19 protein-coding genes are annotated in these 20,771 nt (G+C 61.8%); 10 read left to right on the top strand and 9 right to left on the bottom strand.

The features are described 5' to 3' along the window. Position 1 precedes the first annotated feature (1 nt). The 7 genes from ILFOPFJJ_RS05050 to ILFOPFJJ_RS05020 all read right to left on the bottom strand — a co-directional run bounded on the left by ILFOPFJJ_RS05050 (position 2) and on the right by ILFOPFJJ_RS05020 (position 7,715). Entirely contained in the window at positions 2-1,486 is a 1,485-nt protein-coding gene (locus ILFOPFJJ_RS05050) for a mannitol dehydrogenase family protein (protein ID WP_173509438.1), read from the bottom strand. 39 nt (positions 1,487-1,525) lie between these two features. Then, complete coding sequence (locus tag ILFOPFJJ_RS05045; protein WP_173509437.1) at positions 1,526-2,299, bottom strand: L-iditol 2-dehydrogenase; 774 nt, start codon at positions 2,297-2,299, stop codon at positions 1,526-1,528. Next, positions 2,296-3,297 (bottom strand): ABC transporter ATP-binding protein, encoded by a 1,002-nt coding sequence (locus ILFOPFJJ_RS05040; protein WP_173509436.1) that lies wholly within the window; start codon positions 3,295-3,297, stop codon positions 2,296-2,298. The genes ILFOPFJJ_RS05045 and ILFOPFJJ_RS05040 overlap by 4 nt, the downstream gene beginning before the upstream one ends. A gap of 10 nt (positions 3,298-3,307) precedes the next feature. Beyond that, a complete protein-coding gene (locus ILFOPFJJ_RS05035; RefSeq protein ID WP_173509435.1) occupies positions 3,308-4,138 on the bottom strand; it encodes a carbohydrate ABC transporter permease in 831 nt (276 codons plus the stop codon). 3 nt (positions 4,139-4,141) lie between these two features. Next, positions 4,142-5,014: a carbohydrate ABC transporter permease gene (locus tag ILFOPFJJ_RS05030; protein WP_173509434.1), complete on the bottom strand. Its 873-nt coding sequence runs from the start codon at positions 5,012-5,014 to the stop codon at positions 4,142-4,144. A gap of 198 nt (positions 5,015-5,212) precedes the next feature. Beyond that, positions 5,213-6,523, bottom strand: coding sequence for an ABC transporter substrate-binding protein (locus ILFOPFJJ_RS05025; RefSeq protein WP_173509433.1), 1,311 nt, complete (start codon positions 6,521-6,523; stop codon positions 5,213-5,215). Between the two features lie 238 nt (positions 6,524-6,761). Next, a complete protein-coding gene (locus tag ILFOPFJJ_RS05020; protein ID WP_173509432.1) occupies positions 6,762-7,715 on the bottom strand; it encodes a sugar-binding transcriptional regulator in 954 nt (317 codons plus the stop codon). Positions 7,716-8,014: 299 nt separating this feature from the next. On the opposite strand from ILFOPFJJ_RS05020, the gene ILFOPFJJ_RS05015 reads away from it, so the two are divergent. From ILFOPFJJ_RS05015 to ILFOPFJJ_RS05005, 3 genes are all read left to right on the top strand, one after another. Beyond that, a complete protein-coding gene (locus ILFOPFJJ_RS05015) occupies positions 8,015-9,376 on the top strand; it encodes an NAD(P)-dependent oxidoreductase (protein WP_173509431.1) in 1,362 nt (453 codons plus the stop codon). Positions 9,377-9,406: 30 nt separating this feature from the next. Beyond that, on the top strand, positions 9,407-10,720 hold the full coding sequence (gene preA, locus ILFOPFJJ_RS05010; protein ID WP_173509430.1) for an NAD-dependent dihydropyrimidine dehydrogenase subunit PreA: 1,314 nt from the start codon (positions 9,407-9,409) through the stop codon (positions 10,718-10,720). Positions 10,721-11,103: 383 nt separating this feature from the next. Next, positions 11,104-12,780 carry an adenylate/guanylate cyclase domain-containing protein gene (locus tag ILFOPFJJ_RS05005; RefSeq protein ID WP_173509429.1) on the top strand — a complete coding sequence of 559 codons (1,677 nt, stop codon included), beginning with the start codon at positions 11,104-11,106 and terminating at the stop codon, positions 12,778-12,780. Positions 12,781-12,886: 106 nt separating this feature from the next. Here the strand turns inward: ILFOPFJJ_RS05005 and rutR are convergent, their stop codons facing one another. Further along, the gene (gene rutR / locus ILFOPFJJ_RS05000; protein WP_173509428.1) at positions 12,887-13,558 is read right to left on the bottom strand and encodes an HTH-type transcriptional regulator RutR; all 672 of its coding nucleotides are present in this window, start codon (positions 13,556-13,558) and stop codon (positions 12,887-12,889) included. Positions 13,559-13,931: 373 nt separating this feature from the next. Between rutR and ILFOPFJJ_RS04995 the strand changes: the two genes are divergently transcribed. Next, positions 13,932-15,182, top strand: a complete 1,251-nt coding sequence (locus ILFOPFJJ_RS04995; RefSeq protein WP_173509427.1) for a Zn-dependent hydrolase — start codon at positions 13,932-13,934, stop codon at positions 15,180-15,182. Positions 15,183-15,264: 82 nt separating this feature from the next. Beyond that, positions 15,265-16,719, top strand: coding sequence for a dihydropyrimidinase (gene hydA / locus ILFOPFJJ_RS04990; RefSeq protein WP_173509426.1), 1,455 nt, complete (start codon positions 15,265-15,267; stop codon positions 16,717-16,719). 58 nt (positions 16,720-16,777) lie between these two features. Here hydA and ILFOPFJJ_RS04985 read toward each other — a convergent pair whose 3' ends face one another. After that, the gene (locus tag ILFOPFJJ_RS04985; protein ID WP_173509425.1) at positions 16,778-17,191 is read right to left on the bottom strand and encodes a cupin domain-containing protein; all 414 of its coding nucleotides are present in this window, start codon (positions 17,189-17,191) and stop codon (positions 16,778-16,780) included. 112 nt (positions 17,192-17,303) lie between these two features. Between ILFOPFJJ_RS04985 and ILFOPFJJ_RS04980 the strand changes: the two genes are divergently transcribed. From ILFOPFJJ_RS04980 to ILFOPFJJ_RS04960, 5 genes are read left to right on the top strand one after another with little or no spacing between them, the layout of a single operon-like run. Further along, the gene (locus ILFOPFJJ_RS04980) at positions 17,304-18,095 is read left to right on the top strand and encodes an ABC transporter ATP-binding protein (RefSeq protein ID WP_173509424.1); all 792 of its coding nucleotides are present in this window, start codon (positions 17,304-17,306) and stop codon (positions 18,093-18,095) included. Next, a complete protein-coding gene (locus ILFOPFJJ_RS04975; RefSeq protein WP_173509423.1) occupies positions 18,085-18,564 on the top strand; it encodes a GNAT family N-acetyltransferase in 480 nt (159 codons plus the stop codon). Before ILFOPFJJ_RS04980 ends, ILFOPFJJ_RS04975 begins: the two co-directional genes overlap by 11 nt. After that, positions 18,561-18,896, top strand: a complete 336-nt coding sequence (locus ILFOPFJJ_RS04970) for a hypothetical protein (protein ID WP_173509422.1) — start codon at positions 18,561-18,563, stop codon at positions 18,894-18,896. The genes ILFOPFJJ_RS04975 and ILFOPFJJ_RS04970 overlap by 4 nt, the downstream gene beginning before the upstream one ends. Positions 18,897-18,898: 2 nt before the next feature. Beyond that, on the top strand, positions 18,899-19,783 hold the full coding sequence (locus tag ILFOPFJJ_RS04965; RefSeq protein WP_173509421.1) for an ABC transporter permease: 885 nt from the start codon (positions 18,899-18,901) through the stop codon (positions 19,781-19,783). After that, a complete protein-coding gene (locus ILFOPFJJ_RS04960; RefSeq protein ID WP_173509420.1) occupies positions 19,780-20,649 on the top strand; it encodes an ABC transporter permease in 870 nt (289 codons plus the stop codon). The genes ILFOPFJJ_RS04965 and ILFOPFJJ_RS04960 overlap by 4 nt, the downstream gene beginning before the upstream one ends. The last annotated feature ends 122 nt before the right edge of the window (positions 20,650-20,771 follow it).

Here is a 20,771-nt window from a genome sequence, read left to right as displayed (position 1 = left end):
TCTATTCCCCGAGTTTGCCATCCAGATAGAGCTGGAGCGTTGCGCGTGTGCCCTTTTCCCAGAGTGTTTTCAATGCATGTCCGAAGCGCCGCCGGAAAAGGTCGGATCGGGCGACATCGCCGAAGATGTCGGAGAGCGCAAGAAAGGCCATCGGATCGTCCTTGGCCGCAAGGGCGGCGGCCTGCAGCCGGTCGGCGCTCGAATCGTTGAAGACGATATCCTTGCCGCTGTCCGATTTGCCGGCGAAGTAGCGGCACCAGAGGGCGGACACGAGCGAAAGACCCACGACGTCCTCGCCGCGGCGGAGCCGATCAGCCGTCGAAGGCAGAATGAATTTCGGCTGGCGGTTCGAACCGTCCTGAGCCAGTCGCGGGATGGTGTCGCCGATCTTCGGATTGGCGAAGCGGGTTTCGATCAGCTTGTAGTAATCCTTGAGATCCGTGTCCGGAACCGGCGGAATGACCGGGATGATCTCGTCGTGCTCGAGTTTTGAGAGAAAGGCGCGGATCAGCGGCTCCTCCATCGCCTCGTGGACGAAATGGATGTCGAGCAGCGCGGCCGGATAGGCGATCGCCGCATGGCCGCCGTTCAGAATGCGGATCTTCATATGCTCATAAGGCGCGACGTCCGGCACGAATTGCACGCCCACCTTTTCCAATGCTGGGCGGCCTTGCGGGAAATGGTCCTCCAGCACCCATTGCTTGAACTCTTCGCAAAAGACCGGCCAGGCATCGTCGATGCCGTAGTCCGAAGCGACGATGCCGATTTCCCGGGAACCGGTCGCCGGCGTGATGCGGTCGACCATGCCATTCGGAAAGGCGACATTGGAGTCGATCCAATCCGCGAATGCCGGATCCGAGAGGCGCGCGAGGCTGGAAACGGCCGCATGCGTCACCTCGCCGTTGCCCGGGATATTGTCGCAGGACATGACGGTGAAGGGCGGTATGCCCCTGGCTCTGCGCTCGGCGAGGCCAGCCACAATGAAACCGAAGACCGTCTTCGGCGAGGTCGGATTGCGCGCGTCCTCGACAATGGCCGGGTGGGCCGGATTGAAAACGCCCGACGCCGGATCGATGAAATAGCCGCCTTCGGTGATCGTCAGCGACACGATGCGAATGAACGGGCTTGCAAGTTGCGCCACGATGGCCGGCGTATCGCCGGGCTTCAGATAGGCGATCATCGCGCCGGTGACATGCGCGCCGGTGCGGTTGTTGTCCTGTTCCACCACCGTCGTCAGGAAATCCTGCGCTTCGAGCTTGGCCCGCATGACCTCGTCAGACGGCAACACCCCTGCTCCGATGATCGCCCAGTCGTGGTCGAGCCCCAGGTTGAAGAGATCGTCGAGATAGACGGCCTGGTGGGCGCGGTGAAAGTTGCCGACACCGAAATGGACAATGCCGGCCCGGAGATCGTGCCGATCATACTTCGGAACGCCAGCCTTGGCCTTGACGGCGTCGAGTGTGGCGAGGGAGAGTTTGGTCGTCATCCTATCGTTCCTTTCGAGAACCCGTCCTGCGACGAAGCCTCAGCTCATCCAGTTGCCGCCATCGACGTTGTAGGTCTGTGCGACGATGTAGTCTGCTTCCGGCGAGGCGAGGAAGATCGCCATGCCGGTGAGATCTTCGGCTGTGCCCATCCGTCCGTAAGGGACCTCCTCGCCGACCAGCCGCTTCTTTTCGCCGAACGGACGGTTCTCGTACTTGGCAAAGAGCGCATCGACGCCCTCCCAGTGCTCGCCGTCGACGACGCCCGGGGCAATGGCGTTCACATTGATGCGGTGCTTGATGAGATCGAGTCCGGCCGATTGCGTGAGACTGATGACGGCAGCCTTGGTCGCGCAATAGACCGCCACCAGCGCCTCTCCGCGGCGGCCCGCCTGGCTCGCCATGTTGATGATCTTGCCGCCGCGCCCCTGCGCAATCATCTGCCTGGCGGCCGCCTGCAGCGTGAAGAGCGTGCCGGCAACATTGATGGAGAATAGCTTTTCGTAACTTTCTCTGGTGATCTCGACGATCGGCGCCAGATCGAAGAGAGCGGCATTGTTGATCAGGATATCAAGACCGCCGGCGCGCTCGACGACCGCGGCGATCGCTGCATCGATCGAATCCTGTCGGGTCACATCCATTTCGACGGCGTAGGCTGCCGGTCCGATTTCCGCGGCCGTCTGCTTCGCCCGATCGATATTGATGTCGGCAATCGCGACCGTCGCGCCCTCACGCACATAGGCTTCTGCGAAGGCGCGGCCGATTCCCCGCGCGGATCCGGTGATCAGCGCGCTTTTCCCTTCGAGACGTTTCATCGAATTGCCAATCCCTTTTCGTCAAACTTGTGCAGGCGCTGAACGTCCGGCGTCAGGAAGACCTGGTCGCCATGTGTCACGGCGAAATCGCCGCTGACGCGCGCCGTCAATGTGCCGATGCTGTCGGCGTTCACGTGCAGGAAGGTGTCGGAGCCGAGATGTTCGGCCACACCAACCGTTCCCCTCCACGTTCCCTGGTCCTTCGAAAGCACCAGATGTTCCGGGCGGATGCCGATCGTATGGGCCTGATAGGTAGCCGCCGGCGCCCCCGAAATGAAATTCATCTTCGGCGAGCCGATAAAGCCCGCGACGAAGAGATTGTCCGGCTTGTGATAAAGATCGAGCGGCGAGCCGACCTGCTCGATCCGTCCGCGGTTGAGCACGACGATCTTGTCGGCCATTGTCATGGCTTCCACCTGGTCGTGGGTGACATAGACCATCGTCGTCTTCAGCTGCTGGTGAAGCTGGCTGATCTCGAGCCGCATGTTGACACGCAGCGCCGCATCGAGGTTCGAAAGCGGCTCGTCGAACAGGAAGGCTTCCGGCTGGCGGACGATGGCGCGGCCGATCGCGACGCGCTGGCGCTGCCCGCCGGAAAGCTGGCGGGGCTTGCGGTCAAGGTAGTCGGTGAGGTTCAGCACCCGGGCGGCGTCCGCCACCTTCTTGTCGATGACGGTCTTGTCCTCGCCCGCCATCTTCAAGGGAAAGGCGATGTTGGAGCGCACGCTCATATGCGGATAGAGCGCATAGGACTGGAACACCATCGAGAGGCCGCGCTTTGCCGGCGGCAGGTCGGTCGCCTTCTTGCCGTCGATGACGATCTCGCCGTCGCTCACATCTTCCAGCCCCGCGATCAATCGCAGCAGCGTGGACTTGCCGCAGCCGGACGGCCCGACGAAGACGACGAATTCGCCGTCATTGATGTCGAGGTCGATCGAAGGGATGACGGCGTGGGCGCCGAAGACTTTCGATACGTTCTTGAGTGTGATGTTTCCCATGGTCGTATCCTTATTTGACCGCGCCGAAGGTCAGGCCGCGTACAAGCTGTTTCTGCGAGAACCAGCCGAGAATGAGGATGGGGGCGATCGCCATCGTCGAGGCGGCCGAGAGCTTCGCGTAGAAAAGGCCTTCCGGGCTCGAATAGGAGGCGATGAAGGCGGTCAGCGGTGCCGCTTTCGCCGCGCTCAGGTTCAGGGTCCAGAACGCCTCGTTCCAGGCGAGAATGATGTTGAGGAGCAGCGTCGAGGCAATGCCGGGGATCGCCATCGGCGTCAGCACGTAGATGATCTCCTTGGAGAGCGAGGCGCCATCCATGCGTGCCGCTTCGAGAATCTCGCCGGGGATTTCCTTGAAGTAGGTGTAGAGCATCCAGATGATGATCGGCAGGTTGATCAGCGTCAGGACGATCACCAGGCCGGTGCGCGTGTCGAGAAGCCCAGTGTTGCGGAACATCAGATACATCGGCACCAACACGCCGACGGGCGGCATCATCTTGGTGGAAAGCATCCACATCAGCACGTCCTTGGTCCGTTTCGTCGGCGCGAAGGCCATGGCCCAGGCCGACGGAATGGCGATGACGAGGCCGAGCAGCGTCGAGCCGAAAGACACGACGACCGAATTCATGAAGTGCTTGAAATAGTCTGAACGGCTTTGCACCTCATGGTAGTTTTCGGTCGTCCAATCGAAGAAGAGGAGCGACGGAGGCGAGGCGATCGCCTGCGCTTCGGTCTTGAAACTCGTCAGGAACGTCCAGAGGATCGGGAAGAAGATCAGAATGCCGATCGTCCAGGCGACGACCGTGACAACCAGCTTGCGTCGGGTCGAAACATTGCGTGCCATGGCTCAAGCCTCCAATGTCTTGCCGATCATGCGCATCAGGAAGAATGCGACGATATTGGCGAGGATGACCGCGATGATGCCGCCGGCGGAAGCGCCGCCCACGTCGAACTGCAGGAGAGCCTGCGCATAGACGAGGAAGGTGAGATTCGTGCTTTGCGTACCGGGACCGCCATTGGTAGTGACGAGGATCTCGGCGAAGACCGAGAGCAGGAAGATCGTCTGGATCAGGATCACGACGGTGATCGCACGAGAAAGATGCGGCAGCACCAGGTAAAAGAAGCGGCTCCAGGCGCCGGCGCCATCCATCTGCGCGGCCTCCTTCTGCTCCTCGTCGAGCGACTGCAACGCCGTCAGAAGAATGAGAGTCGCGAAGGGCAGCCACTGCCAGGCGACGATGATGATGACCGAGACAAGCGGCGCATTTGCGAGGAAGTCATAGGGCTGGAGGCCGACGAGCTTGGCGACCCAGGCAAAGAGCCCGTTCACCGGATTCATGAACATGTTCTTCCAGACCAGCGCCGCAACGGTCGGCATGATGAGGAAGGGCGCGATCACCAGGATACGCACGATCCCCTGCCCGAACATCGGCTGGTCGAGAAGAAGCGCGAGGGCGATGCCGCCGACCACCGTGATGAACAACACGCCGAGGACGATGGCGAGCGTATTGAAGATCGCCTGGAAGAAGGCCGGATCGCTCAGGAAATAAGTGTAGTTGGAGAGGCCGGCGAACTCTTCCATTCCCGGCATCAGCAGATTGTAGCGCAGAAGCGAGAAATAGATGGTCATGGCCAACGGAACGATCATCCAGGCCAAAAGCAAAAGCACCGAAGGCGCGATCATCAGCCGCGCGGCGGAGCGGGTGTGCAAGGTCGCCATGGCGTTCCCCTGTGACTGTCAACGCTGTTCCATGAAAGGGCTTGCGCAGTTTGCCGCGCATGCCGGACGCGCCCGCTGTCGATCCAAAAAAGACAGAGCGGGAAGCCGGCGGAAGAACCGCCTGACGCTTTCCCCTCCCGCCCTGGGAGTTGCCGGGACACCAGCCGTTTCCGGCCAGCGCCCCGGCCCTTGGGAGCCCTACTTGATGTAGCCTGCCTTGGTCATTTCGCGGGTCGTCAGTTGCTGCGCGCTCGCAAGCGCCTGATCGACGCTCATCTGACCGGCAAGTGCGGCCGAGAACTGCTGGCCGACAGCCGTACCCAGTCCCTGGAATTCCGGGATCGCCACGAACTGCACGCCGACATAAGGCACCGGCTTGACCGCCGGGTTCTTCGGATCGGCCGCGTTGATCGAGTCGAGCGTCATCTTCGCGAATGGCGCCGCCTTCTGGTATTCCGGATTCTCGTAGAGCGAGGTACGGGTGCCGGGCGGAACGTTTGCCCAGCCTTCCTTCTCGGCGACCAGCTTCAGATAGTCCTTGCCGGTTGCCCAGGCGATGAACTTTTCGGCCGCCTCGGTCTTCTGCGAGCCTGCAGGGATCGCCAGGTTCCAGGCCCAGAGCCAGTTGCCGCGCTTGCCAAGGCCGGTATCGGGCGCAAGCGCGAAGCCGACCTTGTCGGCAACCGTCGATTCCTTCGGGTTGGTCACGAAGGAAGCGGCAACCGTCGCGTCGATCCACATGCCGCACTTGCCGGTCTGGAAGAGCGACAGGTTTTCGTTGAAGCCGTTCGAGGAGGCGCCGGGCGGGCCTGCGTCATTCATCAGCTTGACGTAGAAGTCGAGTGCGTTCTTCCATTCCGGCTGGTCGAACTGCGGCGTCCATTTCTCGTCGAACCAGCGCGCACCGAAGGCATTCGCGGTCGCCGTCAGGAAGGCCATGTTCTCGCCCCAGCCGGCCTTGCCGCGCAGGCAGATGCCGTAGATTTCATTCCCCTTGTCAGTAATCTTGCGGGCGGCGTCCGCAATGAAGTCCCAGGTGGGAGCTTCGGGCATGGTGAGGCCGGCCTTCTCGAACAGGTCCTTGCGATACATCACCATCGAGCTTTCGCCATAGAAGGGCGCGGCATAGAGTTTGCCATCGATCGTCAGTCCGCTGCGGATCGCCGGCAGCAGGTCATCGACGTCGTAGTCGGCGCCAAGATTGTCGAGCGGCAGCAGCCAGCCCTGCTTGGCCCAGATCGGCACTTCATACGTGCCGATTGTCATGATGTCGTACTGGCCGCCCTTCGTCGCGATGTCCGTCGTCACGCGCTGGCGCAGCACGTTTTCCTCGAGCGTTACCCACTCGAGCTGAATGTCCGGATTTTTAGAGGTGAAATCATCCGTCAGCTTCTGCATCCGGATCATGTCGCCGTTGTTCACGGTCGCGATGGTCAGGGTTTCTGCTTGGGCCAGACCCGCCAAAGCGACTGCCGAGCATGTGCCCAGCAGGAAAGTTCTCAAGTTCATCGACTTCCTCCCAGAAGAAAATGAGCATTTGCCTTGCTCATGAGCAATTACTCACCCGTTGACGCAAAATGTCAATGCGCATTCGTTGCTGCGACGCACGCAAAATTCTAATGAACTGTTTTAGCTATGGATTTTTATCGAGCGGGTGTACGAACGCCAGCCGCGACGGCGCCGCCGCGCCGTTCTAAAAACGTCGAGCGCGCCCGGGCAGATTTCGAACGAGTCGATTTCGACCGATTCAAGCACCGAGCAGAAAGTCGGCAGTGGTTTCGTCGGTGATAAGGCCATTGATGATGCGGCCCTTGAGCGCCGCGCGGAGCGCCTGGTATTTGCGCTTGCCTTTGGCAATACCGATGACCGACGCGCGGTCGCGCGGCGGCAGCGGAATGGAGGCGACGCGCTCATTGATGCTGCCGGCGAGCAGTTCGCCCTCGTGGTCGAACATCCAGCCGCAGATCTCGCCTGCGGCACCGGCTGCCATCAGTCGCGCCATTTCCTCGCGCGCCAGAAAGCCGTCCTCGCAGAGCGGTGCGTCCGGCCCGAGTTCGCCTACGCCGACGAAGGCGGCATTTGCCTCCGCGCCGAGCTTGAGCGCGAGTTTCACCAGGCTCTGCTTGTGAAGAACCTCGCGCTCTTCGGGCGATGAGACGAGAACCGGCAGGGGCATGGGAAAATGGCGTGCCTTGATGGTATCCGCCATGCTGAAGATGACGTTGTAATAGGCGGCCGAGCCATCGAGCCTGATATTGCCGGTCAGCGAGACGATGCGATGCTGCGGGCACTCCATCGAGGGCAGTTGGTCGATGGTTGCCTTCAGCGTCCGCCCCGTCCCGATCGCCAGAACCACCGGGTCCGTCGATTTCAGCCAGCGCTCGATCTCCACCGCGCCGGCCTCGGCGATACCGACGGTCATCGAGTTAGAGCCCGGATCGCTCGGTACCACATCGACGTGCTTCAGCTCGAATTTTTCCTTAAGCCGGGCGGCGGCTTCGAGACAGGCGGCAATCGGATGATCGAGCCGCACCTTGATTAGCCGCTCGGCCATGGCGAGGGAGACGAGGCGCTGCGCCGATTGCCGCGAAATGCCCATGATCGAGGCGATCTCGTCCTGCGTCCGACCGGCGACATAGTATAGCCAGCCAGCCCGGGCGGCATCGTCCAGCCTGTTATTGGTCTCCGGCCTGCGCGCCATGCGATTGTCTCCTTCCCCTTCGATTTGCTGCCACTATTTGCCCTATCCTGTCAAACAAACGTGGAGGTCGACTGCAGCGCCGTGCATCTTTTCAGACGCACAAAGGCCGCTGTAGTGCTTTGAATTGCTGCGTATTTCGCCGATCGACTCCGATTTAAGGCAACATGCAGTAGGATGCGCGAAGACAAAGCCTCAATTCTCAAGGCGTTCGGGAATTCCCGAAGTAAACTTTTACCGTTTGATAAAAAAATAAAGCGTGTTACCGTTCTCTCATCCTGAGAAAACATTGGGAGCAAAAAATGGGAACGACGCAATCTGGGATCCTTGGCGGCCGCCTGCCGCTCAAGGAATACGAAGCCAATTTCTCCGACCTTCATCCACCGCTCGACAAACACGAGGCTCTGGTCGCTTCCGACCGCTGTTACTTCTGTCATGATGCGCCGTGCATGACGGCCTGTCCCACCTCGATCGACATCCCGATGTTCATCCGGCAGATTGCAACAGGCAATCCGATCGGCTCGGCGAAAACGATTTTCGACCAGAACATTCTCGGCGGCATGTGCGCCCGCGTCTGTCCCACCGAAACGCTCTGCGAGCAGGCCTGCGTGCGCAACACGGCCGAGGAGCGGCCGGTCGAGATCGGCAGGCTGCAGCGTTACGCGACCGACATCGCGGTGAAGGAGAACAAGCAATTCTATGCCCGCTCCGCCTCGACCGGTCGCAAGGTCGCCGTGGTCGGTGCCGGCCCCGCGGGGCTTGCGTGCGCACATCGGCTTGCAGTCAAAGGCCATGACGTCGTCATCTATGATGCCCGCGAGAAATCCGGCGGCCTCAATGAATATGGTATCGCCGCCTATAAGTCGGTGGACGATTTCGCCCAGAAGGAGGTCGATTACGTCCTTTCGATCGGCGGCATCGAGGTGCGCCACGGACAGGCGCTCGGCCGCGACTTCTCGCTGGCTGACCTGACGGAGCAATATGATGCCGTCTTCCTCGGCCTCGGGCTTACCGGTGTCAATGCGCTCAGGATTGAAGGCGAAAATGCCGAGGGCGTCGAAGACGCGGTCGACTTCATCGCAGCCTTGCGCCAGTCGAAGACCAAGGCCGACATCCCGGTCGGCCGCCGGGTCGTGGTGCTCGGCGGCGGCATGACCGCCATCGATGCGGCCGTCCAGGCAAAGCTGCTCGGGGCGGAAGAAGTGACGATCTGCTACCGCCGCGGAAAGGAGCACATGAATGCTTCCGAGTTCGAGCAGGATCTCGCGGCGTCCAAGGGCGTCACCATCCGCCACTGGCTGCAGCCGAAGCGCATCGCGCTGAAGGATGGCAAGGTCGCGGGCATCGAACTCGAGTACACCACGCTCGACAACGGCAAGCTGACGACAACAGGGGAAACGGGTATCATCGCAGCCGACCAGATTTTCAAGGCCATCGGCCAGACCTTCGAAGCCTCTGGCCTTGGCGCGCTTCAGCTGGAGGGCGGACGCATCGTCATCGATGCGGAAGGCCGCACGTCGCTCGCCAGTGTCTGGGCGGGCGGCGACTGCGTGCTTGGCGGGGAGGACCTCACCGTTTCCGCCGTCGCCATGGGGCGCGATGCCGCCGAATCGATCGACAAGGCTTTCGCCGCGGCTCAGCCGCTGGCGAGTGCCGTCGCGTGAAGAGCGGAACAGGATCGAGAGGACGAAACAATGGCTGATCTTCGCAACAATTTTGTCGGCATCAAATCCCCGAACCCGTTCTGGCTCGCTTCGGCGCCGCCGACGGACAAGGCCTATAACGTCGAACGCGCCTTCAAGGCCGGCTGGGGCGGCGTCGTCTGGAAGACGCTTGGCGAGGAAGGACCGCCGGTCGTCAACGTCAACGGGCCGCGCTACGGCGCGATCTGGGGCGCGGACCGGCGCCTGCTCGGCTTGAACAATATCGAGCTCATCACCGACCGCGACCTTTATGTGAACCTGCGCGAGATGAAGCAGGTGAAGATGAACTGGCCGGATCGGGCGCTCATCGCCTCAATCATGGTGCCGTGCGAGGAAAATGCCTGGAAGGCGATCCTGCCGCTCGTCGAGGAAACCGGCGCCGACGGCATCGAACTCAACTTCGGCTGTCCGCACGGCATGTCCGAGCGCGGCATGGGATCGGCAGTTGGCCAGGTGCCGGAATATATCGAGATGGTGGTGCGCTGGTGCAAGCAGTACACGCGCATGCCGGTGATCACCAAGCTGACGCCGAACATCACCGACATCCGCAAGCCTGCCCGCGCCGCCAACGCCGGTGGCACCGACGCGGTGTCGCTGATCAACACGATCAACTCGATCACCTCGGTCAATCTCGACACCTTCTCGCCCGAGCCGTCGATCGACGGCCGGGGCAGCCACGGCGGCTATTGCGGCCCGGCGGTCAAGCCGATTGCGCTCAACATGGTGGCCGAGATCGCCCGCGATCCCGAAACCCGTGGGCTGCCAATCTCCGGCATCGGCGGCATCACCACCTGGCGCGATGCGGCAGAATTTCTGGCGCTTGGCGCCGGCAACGTGCAGGTCTGCACGGCGGCGATGACCTACGGCTTCAAGATCGTCCAGGAAATGATCTCCGGCCTTTCCGACTGGATGGACGCCAAAGGCCACCGCACGCTCGACGATATCTGCGGCCGCGCCGTGCCCAACGTCACCGACTGGCAATACCTCAACCTCAACTATATCGCCAAGGCGAAGATCGATCAGGATGCCTGCATCAAATGCGGCCGCTGTCACATCGCCTGCGAGGACACCTCGCATCAGGCGATCACTCAGTTCGTCAACGGCGTGCGTCATTTCGAAGTGATCGAGGAGGAATGCGTCGGCTGCAATCTCTGCGTCAACGTCTGCCCGGTCGACAACTGCATTACCATGGAGCCGCTTGCCGCCGGCACCGTTGACAGGCGCACCGGCAAGGCTGTCGATCCGAACTACGCCAACTGGACGACGCATCCGAACAATCCGATGGCCCGCCAGGCCGCCGAATGACGGAGCGCCGATAAACGGGAAGGCCGCCGGGAGAGACCCCGGCGGCCTTCGCGTTTGCGTGCGCTGGAACCCGATCAATACCGTTGTCGATCCCGCCCATCCGCAACGATTCAGCGGACGCGATCCGCGCCTCATGGCGCGCACGATCGCCGCGTCTATCGCGCATACGCTGCCAAAGCTCCGGGTGGTGATCGACAAACTTGCCGAGAGGTTGCCGCGCAAGGGCTCCGGACGCGTTCGAGTAACGCCGCCAACGACTCGTACAAGTCACGAAAACGAAACAGTTTGTATCGAAAACGTAAGTTGTCGGTACCGGCGATCTGGTTGATAAGGGACGGAATCAGCAATAGCCGGCCGCAGCCGACAGACACCGGGCAGAGTGCTTGACGATCTTTTCCACCAATGCACGCAAGAAGACACACCTGATCTCCGGGGCCGTGCTCGGCACATTCATCCTCGGCCATTTCTTCAATCATTCGCTCGGCCTCATCTCCATCGACGCCATGGAAGCCGGAAGGCGGACGTTCACCCTCCTTTGGCACAGCGTGCCCGGGACGATACTGCTCTACGGCGCACTGCTCCTGCATTTCATGATGGCGCTCGACAGCCTTTACCGGCGGCAGACGCTCAGAATGCCCGCCCGTGAAGCGTTGAAGATCGTCTTCGGTCTCAGCCTGCCCTTTGTGCTGATGGCGCATGTGGTCGCCGCCCGGGTGGAACCGATCTTCTCAGGGATCGAAGCCACTTATCCCGAAATCCTTCGATCGCTTTGGTCGAGTTCCATCAACACCACCCGACAAACGGTGGCGCTTCTCCTTGCCTGGGGCCACGGATGTCTCGGCGCCTGGTTCTGGATGCGCGGCCGCCCCTGGTTTCCGCGTTATGAAATCCTGCTCTATACGATTGCCCTGCTCGTTCCGATCTTCGCGCTGCTCGGCTTCATCAACGGTGCGCGATCGCTTGAGCGCGACTATGCCGAACATGGCGGTTATGGCGACAAGGCTTATGTGAGCGAGGCGAAACTGCGGGTCGATCCGGCCCTGATGGAAAACATCCGCCTCGCGCTCTACGCCGGTTTCGGTGGTTTGATCGCCGGCACGTTCGCCCTTCGCGCCCTGCCCGCGCGCGGTCGCATTCGCGTCCGCTATCCCGACGGCCGTGTCGCGGCAGTCAGTCTTGGTTTCAGCGTTCTCGAGGCGAGCCGCGCCGCGGGAATTCCCCATGTCTCCGTCTGCGGCGGACGTGGCCGCTGCTCGACGTGCCGGGTCCGCGTAATCCAGGGCCTGGATGGCCAGCCGGCACCGGAGGCCGCGGAACTGGCGACATTGACCCGGATCGGCGCGCCGGACAATGTGCGGCTCGCTTGCCAGTTCCGACCGGTTCACAGCGTGACCGTCGTCCCCATTCTCGACACCGACAGCCTGGGCATAAAGAAGCAGCTCGCCCAGCAGAACGGCGAGGGCCGCGAGCGCCGGATCGCAGTGCTCTTCTGCGATCTGCGTGACTTTACCCGCATCGCCGAGCACAGACTGCCTTTCGATACGGTGTTCCTGCTGAACCGCTATTTCGAAATGGTCGGCGAGGCCGTCGAAAGCTCCGGCGGCGTGATCGACAAGTTCATCGGCGACGGCGCGTTCGCGATCTTCGGGTTGAAGAGCCCATTCCAGGAAGCATGCCTTCAATCACTCGCGGCCGCAGTGCGATTGTCCAAGGGGGTTCGGGCGCTCAATCAGACATTCCAAGGCGAGCTCGAGCAACCGCTGCGACTGGCGATCGGACTGCACGCGGGTCCGGCAATCATCGGCGAGATGGGCTATGGCCGGGCGACCTCGCTGACGGCGGTCGGTGATACGATCAACACCGCAAGCCGGCTCGAGGGCCTGGCGAAGGAGCATGATGCCGAACTCGCGGTTTCGGTGGAACTCGTCCGTCGCGCCGGCCTCGATCTCGAGGGCAACATGCGGCTCGATATCGGCCTACGCGGCCGTCAGGCGAAGCTCGAGACCTGGATCATTGGCGATGCGGCGCAGATTTCCGAAGTGCTGCCGGCGCAGGGTTGAGCCGCGAGGAGCGACCGCATCTGAATGACCTGCTCCCCACGCGCGGGGTAAGGGTACGCTGCTCCAGCGGAGAAGGTGCGGCAGCGGAAAAGGCTATCCAGCGACCCTATTCTCCTTCGTCGTGCTCCGACGAGGGTTGCTCGCTTACCTGCAGGCCGTCGACGAACAGCCGCTCGAGGAAGCGTGCGGCATCCTCGAAGCGCCCGTCGCCGGCGTTCTCCTGGCCGAGCACGGCGCGAACCTGCACATCGAAGTCGGCATAGTGCTGCGTCGTCGACCATATTGCGAAGATCAGATGATAGGGATCGCATTTGGCGATCTTGCCGGCCTTTGCCCATGCGCGGATCACCTCGGCCTTCTCGTCGACGAGCGCTTTCAACGGGCCCTTCAGCTCGTCCTCGATACGAGGCGCCCCCTGCAGCACTTCGTTGGCAAACAGCCGGCTTTCGCGCGGGAAATCGCGCGCCATCTCCAGTTTTCGACGGATGTAGCTACGGATCTCGGCAACCGGGTTTCCGTCGGCATTGAACTCCCGCAGCGGATCTAGCCAGGTATCGAGCACGCGGTCGATCAGCGCACGGTGCATCGCCTCCTTGGTGCGGAAATAATAAAGCAGGTTCGGCTTCGACATGCCCGCCACTTCCGCGATCTGGTCAATGGTCGAGCCGCGAAAGCCGTGGGCCGAAAAAACTTCCAACGCCGCCTCGAGGATCTGCTCCTCCTTCTCCTCCTGTATGCGTGTACGCCTCTGGGTTCTGGCCGCTCTCGGAAGTACCATCTTGCCCCCTGCCCGCTGCTTGCGCACAACAACAATGGCGCCGTGCGTCTTCTGCGGACGCACAAACCTGTAGCACCTTGAATTGCTGCATGTTTTTGTCCTTGAATCGAATATGATCCAATGAACATGCAGCAGCCTGACTTGCCCAAAATTCGGACGCGCCATCTTTTTGGGCAGCAACTCCGATTTTTTGTTTTTCCGGCTTGAGTGCCGCCACGGAAGTTGTAATGTTTACCAACCGGTCAAATTATCAGCCAGTTTGTCGACAAAGGCAACGACTGATCGAAAGGCACCAACAACAAAGCCTGGATTTGACCGGCGGGAACATGAGGGCTGCACCGCAAGGGGCAAACCGAAAAATGAGGAGAACGCCATGGCAGCACCTGGCGAGAACATGCGCGTCAACGCTGACCGCCTGTGGGATTCGTTGATGGATATGGCGAAGATCGGCCCCGGTGTCGCCGGCGGCAACAACCGCCAAACATTGACGGACGAGGACGGCGAGGGTCGCCGGCTTTTCCAGTCCTGGTGCGAAGCGGCCGGGCTCAGCATGGGTGTCGACAAGATGGGCACCATGTTCTTTACTCGCCCCGGCACCGATCCCGACGCACTGCCCGTGCACATCGGCTCCCATCTCGACACACAACCGACCGGCGGCAAGTTCGACGGCGTGCTCGGGGTCTTAAGCGGCCTTGAGGTCGTCCGCACGATGAACGATCTCGGCATCCGGACCAGGCACCCGATCGTTGTGACGAACTGGACCAACGAGGAGGGCGCGCGTTTTGCGCCCGCAATGCTCGCCTCGGGCGTCTTTGCCGGCGTTCATACGCTCGACTACGCCTACGCCCGCAAGGACCCGGACGGAAAGGCCTTCGGCGACGAACTGAAGCGCATCGGCTGGCTCGGCGACGAGGAAGTGGGCGCGCGCAAGATGCACGCCTATTTCGAGTACCACATCGAACAGGGGCCGATCCTGGAAGCCGAGAACAAGCAGATCGGCGTCGTCACGCACTGTCAGGGCCTGTGGTGGCTGGAAGTCACACTCACCGGCCGCGAAGCCCACACCGGCTCGACGCCGATGGACATGCGCCTCAATGCCGGTCTCGCCATGTCACGCATCTTCGAAATGGTGCAGAAGGTCGCCATGGAGAACCAGCCGGGCGCTGTCGGCGGTGTCGGCCAGGTGTTCTTTTCACCCAATTCGCGCAACGTGCTGCCCGGCAAGGTCGTCTTCACCATCGACATTCGCTCGCCCGACCAGGCCAAGCTCGACGGTATGCGCGCGCGCATCGAGGCCGAGGCGCCGAAGATCGCCGAGGCGCTGGGCGTCGGCTGCTCGATCGAGGCGGTCGGCCATTTCGATCCCGTGACCTTTGATCCGAAACTGGTCGCAACCGTTCGCGGCGCCGCCGAGAAGCTCGGCTACAGCCACATGAATCTCATCTCGGGCGCCGGCCACGACGCCTGCTGGGCGGCGAAGGTCGCCCCGACGACGATGATCATGTGCCCTTGTGTCGGCGGGCTCAGCCACAACGAGGCGGAAGACATCTCCAAGGAATGGGCATCCGCGGGGGCCGATGTCCTCTTCCACGCCGTCGTCGAAACGGCCGAAATCGTGAAGTGACATCATGGGCGGGACGACAGTTCCGCCCTTTTTCTTGGCCCCTCCGGCGGCCGAAAACACAATCGCAAGGGAAACATAGCCAATGAGCACTGTGATCAAGGGTGGAACCATCGTCACGGCCGACCTCACCTACAAGGCTGATATCAAGGTCGAGGGCGGCAGGATCGTCGAGATTGGCCCGAACCTCTCCGGCACTGAAACGCTGGATGCGAGCGGCTGCTATGTCATGCCCGGCGGCATCGACCCGCATACCCATCTCGAGATGCCTTTCATGGGCACCTATTCCTCGGACGATTTCGAAAGCGGCACACGTGCGGCACTCGCTGGCGGCACGACCATGGTCGTTGATTTCGCGCTCCCCTCGCCCGGCCAGTCGCTGCTCGAAGCGCTCACCATGTGGGACAACAAGTCGACGCGCGCCAATTGTGACTATTCCTTCCACATGGCGATCACCTGGTGGGGCGAGCAGGTCTTCAACGAGATGGAGACCATCGTCAAGGATAAGGGCATCAACACCTTCAAGCACTTCATGGCCTACAAGGGTGCTCTGATGGTGGATGACGACGAGATGTTTTCCTCGTTCCAGCGCTGCGCCGGGCTTGGTGCCCTGCCGCTTGTCCACGCCGAAAACGGCGACGTCGTCGCTCAGTTGCAAGCAAAGCTGCTCGCCGAGGGCAACGATGGCCCCGAGGCGCACGCCTATTCGCGGCCGGCCGAAGTCGAGGGCGAGGCCACCAACCGTGCGATCATGATCGCCGACATGGCCGGTTGTCCGGTCTATATCGTCCACACCTCCTGCGAACAGGCGCACGAGGCGATCCGGCGTGCCCGCGCCAAGGGCATGCGCGTCTTCGGCGAACCCTTGATCCAGCACCTGACGCTCGACGAAAGCGAATATTTCAACAAGGATTGGGACCACGCCGCCCGCCGCGTGATGTCGCCACCTTTCCGCAACAAGCTGCATCAGGACAGCCTCTGGGCCGGGCTCGCCTCCGGTTCACTGCAGGTGGTGGCGACTGACCATTGCGCCTTCACCACCGACCAGAAGCGCTTCGGCGTCGGGGATTTCACCAAGATCCCGAACGGCACCGGGGGGCTGGAAGACCGGATGCCGATGCTGTGGACCTATGGCGTCGCCACGGGCCGCATCACCATGAACGAATTCGTCGCGGTGACCTCGACCAACATCGCCAAGATCCTCAACATCTATCCGAAGAAGGGCGCGATCCTGGTCGGAGCGGATGCCGACCTCGTCGTCTGGGATCCGAAGCGCTCCAAGACGATCTCGGCAAAGACCCAGCAATCGTCGATCGACTATAACGTCTTCGAAGGTAAAACCGTGAGGGGCCTGCCTCGCTTCACCCTCACCCGCGGTGTCGTTTCGATCGAGGAAGGCATGGTCAAGACGCAGGAAGGCCACGGAGAGTTCGTCAGGCGCGAACCCTTCCCCGCCGTCAGCACGGCTCTTTCTACATGGAAGGAAGTGACGGCGCCCCGCGCCGTACAGCGCACCGGCATTCCGGCAAGCGGGGTTTGACGCACACCAGATGCCGCATCTGTCACCCACGTCATGGACAACGTCGCTTTCCGGAGCGCTAGGCCGGCACCAGCGCATCCAGTTCGGGCAGCAGCACGACGCTTTCCTGTTCCCTCGGATCTGTCCGGGCAATCACCGCCGAGCACGGCTTGTCGGAGAGATTGGCGGGCAGATGCGGCACGCCGGCCGGGATGTAGAACATCTCGCCGGCCTTGACGATCACATGCTCCTCGAGCCGATCGCCGAACCAGGTATGCGCCTCGCCGGCAAGAATGTAGATCGCGGTCTCGTGGCTCTCGTGCAGATGCGCCTTGGCGCGCGCGCCAGGCGGCATGGTCAAGAGATGCATGCAAATACCGGTCGAGCCGACCGTTTCCTGGGCTATGCCCTCGAAATAGTTAAGCCCTTGCTTGCCGGCATAGATGTCACCCGGACGAACCACGCGACAGCCAGAATTGGATGACCGAGACATGAACGCTCTCCAGAATTCGCTGAAAAAACCGCAACAGACGACATCGGCGGCATTGCATGTTGCAGGTTCGGATAGCAGTCTGCCACAGACAAGCCACAATGAGAATCCGCCCATGACATCCAATTCTGCCTCCGTGGTCTCGGCTCGGGATCTCGGCCTCACGTTCCAGACCAGCGACGGGCCGGTCAATGCGCTGACGGGCGTGAACCTCGACGTGGCCAAGGGCGATTTCGTTTCCTTCATCGGACCGTCCGGGTGCGGCAAGACGACGTTCCTGCGCGTCATCGCCGACCTCGAGAAACCGACATCCGGCGCTATCACAGTCAACGGCATGACACCCGAAGAAGCCCGGCGCCACCGCGCCTACGGCTATGTTTTCCAGGCCGCCGCGCTCTATCCCTGGCGCACGATCGAGAAGAACATCGCCTTGCCGCTCGAAATCATGGGCTATTCGAAGGACGAGCGGAAGGCACGGATCGAGCGGACGCTCGAACTCGTCAATCTCTCGGGTTTCGGCAAGAAGTATCCCTGGCAGCTTTCCGGCGGCATGCAGCAGCGAGCCTCGATCGCCCGCGCACTCGCCTTCGACGCCGATCTTCTTCTGATGGACGAACCGTTCGGCGCACTCGACGAGATCGTCCGCGACCACCTCAATGAGCAGCTTCTGAAACTCTGGGCACGCACCAACAAAACCATCTGTTTCGTCACCCATTCGATTCCGGAGGCGGTATACCTTTCGACCAAGATCGTCGTCATGAGCCCGCGCCCGGGCCGCGTGACCGATATCATCGAATCCACTCTGCCCCGGGAGCGGCCGCTCGGCATTCGCGAGACGCCGGAATTTCTGGAAATCGCCCATCGCGTCCGAGAGGGCCTGAGAGCGGGGCATAGCTATGATGAGTAGCGGTTCCGCCAACATCACGTGCCGGGACGCCGTCATCGCCGATATGACGGCATGTGCCGGTATTCTCAACCGCTGGATCGATGCTACGCCCTGGATGCCGAGGGTGCATGCTGCAGCCGACGTGGAGCGGTATTACCGCGAAACTGTCTTCGCGGATCGCGCGATCGTCGTTGCAGACCGCGAGGGTGAAGTTGTTGGCTTTCTCGCCCTGTCACCGGAGGCCTACGTCACGGCGCTCTACGTTGATGAACGCCACCGAAAGGGCGGTGTCGGCGCCCGGTTGTTGCGCGAGGCAAAGAAACGCGCCCCGGACGAGCTCAAGCTATGGACTTTCGAGCGTAACGCGGACGCACATCGCTTCTACGAGCGCGAAGGCTTCGTCGCAGTGAAGAGAACGGACGGCGAGAACGAGGAAGGTTTGCCCGACATACTCTACAGCTGGTATGCCGCAGGAGGTGAGCGCGCATGAACCCCGCCTACGTTCTGTGGCTTCTCCTCGCCACGTTCATTTTCCTCGGCGGCGCGACCGCATCGCGCGCCTACGTCTCCAGCAACAGCGTTCCCGTGCTGCTGCTCGCTCTGGGGCTCTATGTGATCGGCAACCTGATCATGGTGAAGCTCATGCGCGAGGGAGGCCTGGGGCTCGCGATTTCCCTGTCGGCCGTTGTGCAGCTGGTGCTTGTCAACCTCATTGCCTTCACGCTCTTCGGTGAGAAGCTGAGCACGACGCAGATGGCGGGCGTGCTGCTCGGAATCGCCGCGATGGGGCTGATGCTGCTGCCGACGAGCGGAAGGGCCTGATCATGCGCGAGCAAAGCTTTCTCAAGGACAAGCTGCTGCCGATCGGCACCGTCGTCTTGCTATTGATCGCCGTCTGGTATGTGGCGGCCGCTTTCCTCAACGCGCCGTTCGAGCGCGATACGGCGGCGCGTGCCGGCACCGAAATCGGTTTCTCCGAGATCGTCCGGAACACGATGGCACAGGAGCGGCCCGTGCTGCCCGCCCCGCACCAAGTTGTCGCCGAAATCTGGGATACGACCGCCAACAAGGCGATCACGTCCAAGCGCAGCCTCATCTATCACGCCTGGATCACGCTTTCCGCGACGCTGCTCGGCTTCGGCATCGGTGCCGCGCTCGGCGTCCTGCTCGCCGTCGGCATCGTCCACAACCGTGCGATGGACAGGTCCTTGATGCCTTGGGTGATCGCCAGCCAGACCATCCCGATCCTCGCCATCGCGCCAATGATCATCGTCGTTCTGAACGCCATCGGCATCGCAGGGTTGCTGCCGAAGGCGCTGATCTCGACCTACCTTTCGTTCTTCCCGGTCGTCGTCGGCATGGTCAAGGGATTGCGCAGCCCGGAAACGATCCAGCTCGACCTCATGCACACCTACAATGCTTCACCGGCGCAGACCTTCTGGAAGTTGCGCTGGCCATCCTCCATGCCCTACCTCTTCACCTCGCTGAAGGTCGCGGTCGCTATCTCGCTTGTCGGCGCCATCGTCGGCGAGTTGCCAACGGGTGCGGTGGCCGGGCTTGGCGCCCGCCTGCTTGCCGGATCCTATTACGGCCAGACCGTGCAGATCTGGGCGGCTTTGTTCATGGCGGCAGCGCTCGCGGCCGTCCTCGTCATGATTGTCGGCTTCGCCCATACGGCCGTTCTCAAGCGCATGGGGGCCAAGCCATGAATATTCCTGTTTTCGCCGGAGCCGTGCTCTTCTGGCTCGCTGCCTGGGCTTTCAACGAATGGCTCGTGCGCCAGCACTTTGCGCACCGCACGGCCGCCAGCGCCGCGCGCTTTGCCGTTCCCCTCCTCTTCGGCATCACCATCCTCGTCCTTTGGGAAGGCGTCGTTCGCGGCTTCGGCATTCCGTCGGTGCTGCTGCCGGCGCCATCGATGATCTGGCAGCGCCTCGTCAACTCTCTCCCGACGCTGGCGGCCGATTTCCGGCAGACCTTTCTTAAGGCCGTGCTGACCGGCTATGCGCTTGGCTGCGGCCTCGGCTTCGTCGTGGCGATCCTGATCGACCGCTCGCCCTTCCTGCAGAGAGGTCTGCTGCCGCTCGGCAACTTCGTCTCCGCACTGCCCGTCATAGGCGTGGCGCCCATCATGGTCATGTGGTTCGGCTTCGACTGGCAGTCGAAGGTCGCCGTCGTCGTCATCATGACCTTCTTCCCGATGCTGGTGAATACGGTTTCCGGCCTTGCCGCCGCAAGCCACATGGAACGTGACCTGATGCGAACCTACGCGGCGACATGGTGGCAGACACTCGTCAAGCTGCGATTGCCCGCCGCCTGGCCTTTCATTTTCAACGCGCTCAAGATTAACTCCACGCTGGCGCTGATCGGCGCGATCGTGGCCGAATTTTTCGGAACGCCCATTGTCGGCATGGGCTTCCGGATCTCCACGGAAGTGGGCCGCATGAACGTCGACATGGTTTGGGCCGAGATCGCCGTTGCGGCGGTGGCTGGCTCCGCCTTCTACGGGGTCGTCGCGCTCGCCGAGCGGGCCGTCACCTTCTGGCATCCGTCCATCCGCAGTGGACGGGCCTAACGCATGTCGCCCGAAAAGGTGGTTTCGGGACAACGACATGCATGCAAACAAAGATTTAAAGCGCGTCGCCCGGCTCTTGTTGAATGCGACGCGCTTTAAAACGAAGCGACGATGAGTATGAA

Origin of the sequence: Sinorhizobium psoraleae, from assembly GCF_013283645.1 — a bacterium.
Classification (GTDB): domain Bacteria; phylum Pseudomonadota; class Alphaproteobacteria; order Rhizobiales; family Rhizobiaceae; genus Sinorhizobium; species Sinorhizobium psoraleae.
Note: the sequence above shows the minus strand (reverse complement) of the source record. Positions and strands in the feature narration are given on the sequence as shown.

Bases quoted from the DNA above. Each gene is read 5' to 3' on its own strand.
- ILFOPFJJ_RS04980 (WP_173509424.1), top strand. From the start codon at position 17,304: ATGACATCCAATTCTGCCTCCGTGGTCTCGGCTCGGGATCTCGGCCTC.
- rutR (WP_173509428.1), bottom strand. From the start codon at position 13,558: ATGGTACTTCCGAGAGCGGCCAGAACCCAGAGGCGTACACGCATACAG.
- ILFOPFJJ_RS05040 (WP_173509436.1), bottom strand. From the start codon at position 3,297: ATGGGAAACATCACACTCAAGAACGTATCGAAAGTCTTCGGCGCCCAC.
- ILFOPFJJ_RS05020 (WP_173509432.1), bottom strand. From the start codon at position 7,715: ATGGCGCGCAGGCCGGAGACCAATAACAGGCTGGACGATGCCGCCCGG.
- ILFOPFJJ_RS05050 (WP_173509438.1), bottom strand. From the start codon at position 1,486: ATGACGACCAAACTCTCCCTCGCCACACTCGACGCCGTCAAGGCCAAG.
- ILFOPFJJ_RS04995 (WP_173509427.1), top strand. From the start codon at position 13,932: ATGGCAGCACCTGGCGAGAACATGCGCGTCAACGCTGACCGCCTGTGG.
- ILFOPFJJ_RS05030 (WP_173509434.1), bottom strand. From the start codon at position 5,014: ATGGCGACCTTGCACACCCGCTCCGCCGCGCGGCTGATGATCGCGCCT.
- ILFOPFJJ_RS05035 (WP_173509435.1), bottom strand. From the start codon at position 4,138: ATGGCACGCAATGTTTCGACCCGACGCAAGCTGGTTGTCACGGTCGTC.
- ILFOPFJJ_RS05015 (WP_173509431.1), top strand. From the start codon at position 8,015: ATGGGAACGACGCAATCTGGGATCCTTGGCGGCCGCCTGCCGCTCAAG.
- ILFOPFJJ_RS04975 (WP_173509423.1), top strand. From the start codon at position 18,085: ATGATGAGTAGCGGTTCCGCCAACATCACGTGCCGGGACGCCGTCATC.
- ILFOPFJJ_RS04985 (WP_173509425.1), bottom strand. From the start codon at position 17,191: ATGTCTCGGTCATCCAATTCTGGCTGTCGCGTGGTTCGTCCGGGTGAC.
- ILFOPFJJ_RS04970 (WP_173509422.1), top strand. From the start codon at position 18,561: ATGAACCCCGCCTACGTTCTGTGGCTTCTCCTCGCCACGTTCATTTTC.
- ILFOPFJJ_RS04965 (WP_173509421.1), top strand. From the start codon at position 18,899: ATGCGCGAGCAAAGCTTTCTCAAGGACAAGCTGCTGCCGATCGGCACC.
- preA (WP_173509430.1), top strand. From the start codon at position 9,407: ATGGCTGATCTTCGCAACAATTTTGTCGGCATCAAATCCCCGAACCCG.
- hydA (WP_173509426.1), top strand. From the start codon at position 15,265: ATGAGCACTGTGATCAAGGGTGGAACCATCGTCACGGCCGACCTCACC.
- ILFOPFJJ_RS05045 (WP_173509437.1), bottom strand. From the start codon at position 2,299: ATGAAACGTCTCGAAGGGAAAAGCGCGCTGATCACCGGATCCGCGCGG.
- ILFOPFJJ_RS04960 (WP_173509420.1), top strand. From the start codon at position 19,780: ATGAATATTCCTGTTTTCGCCGGAGCCGTGCTCTTCTGGCTCGCTGCC.
- ILFOPFJJ_RS05025 (WP_173509433.1), bottom strand. From the start codon at position 6,523: ATGAACTTGAGAACTTTCCTGCTGGGCACATGCTCGGCAGTCGCTTTG.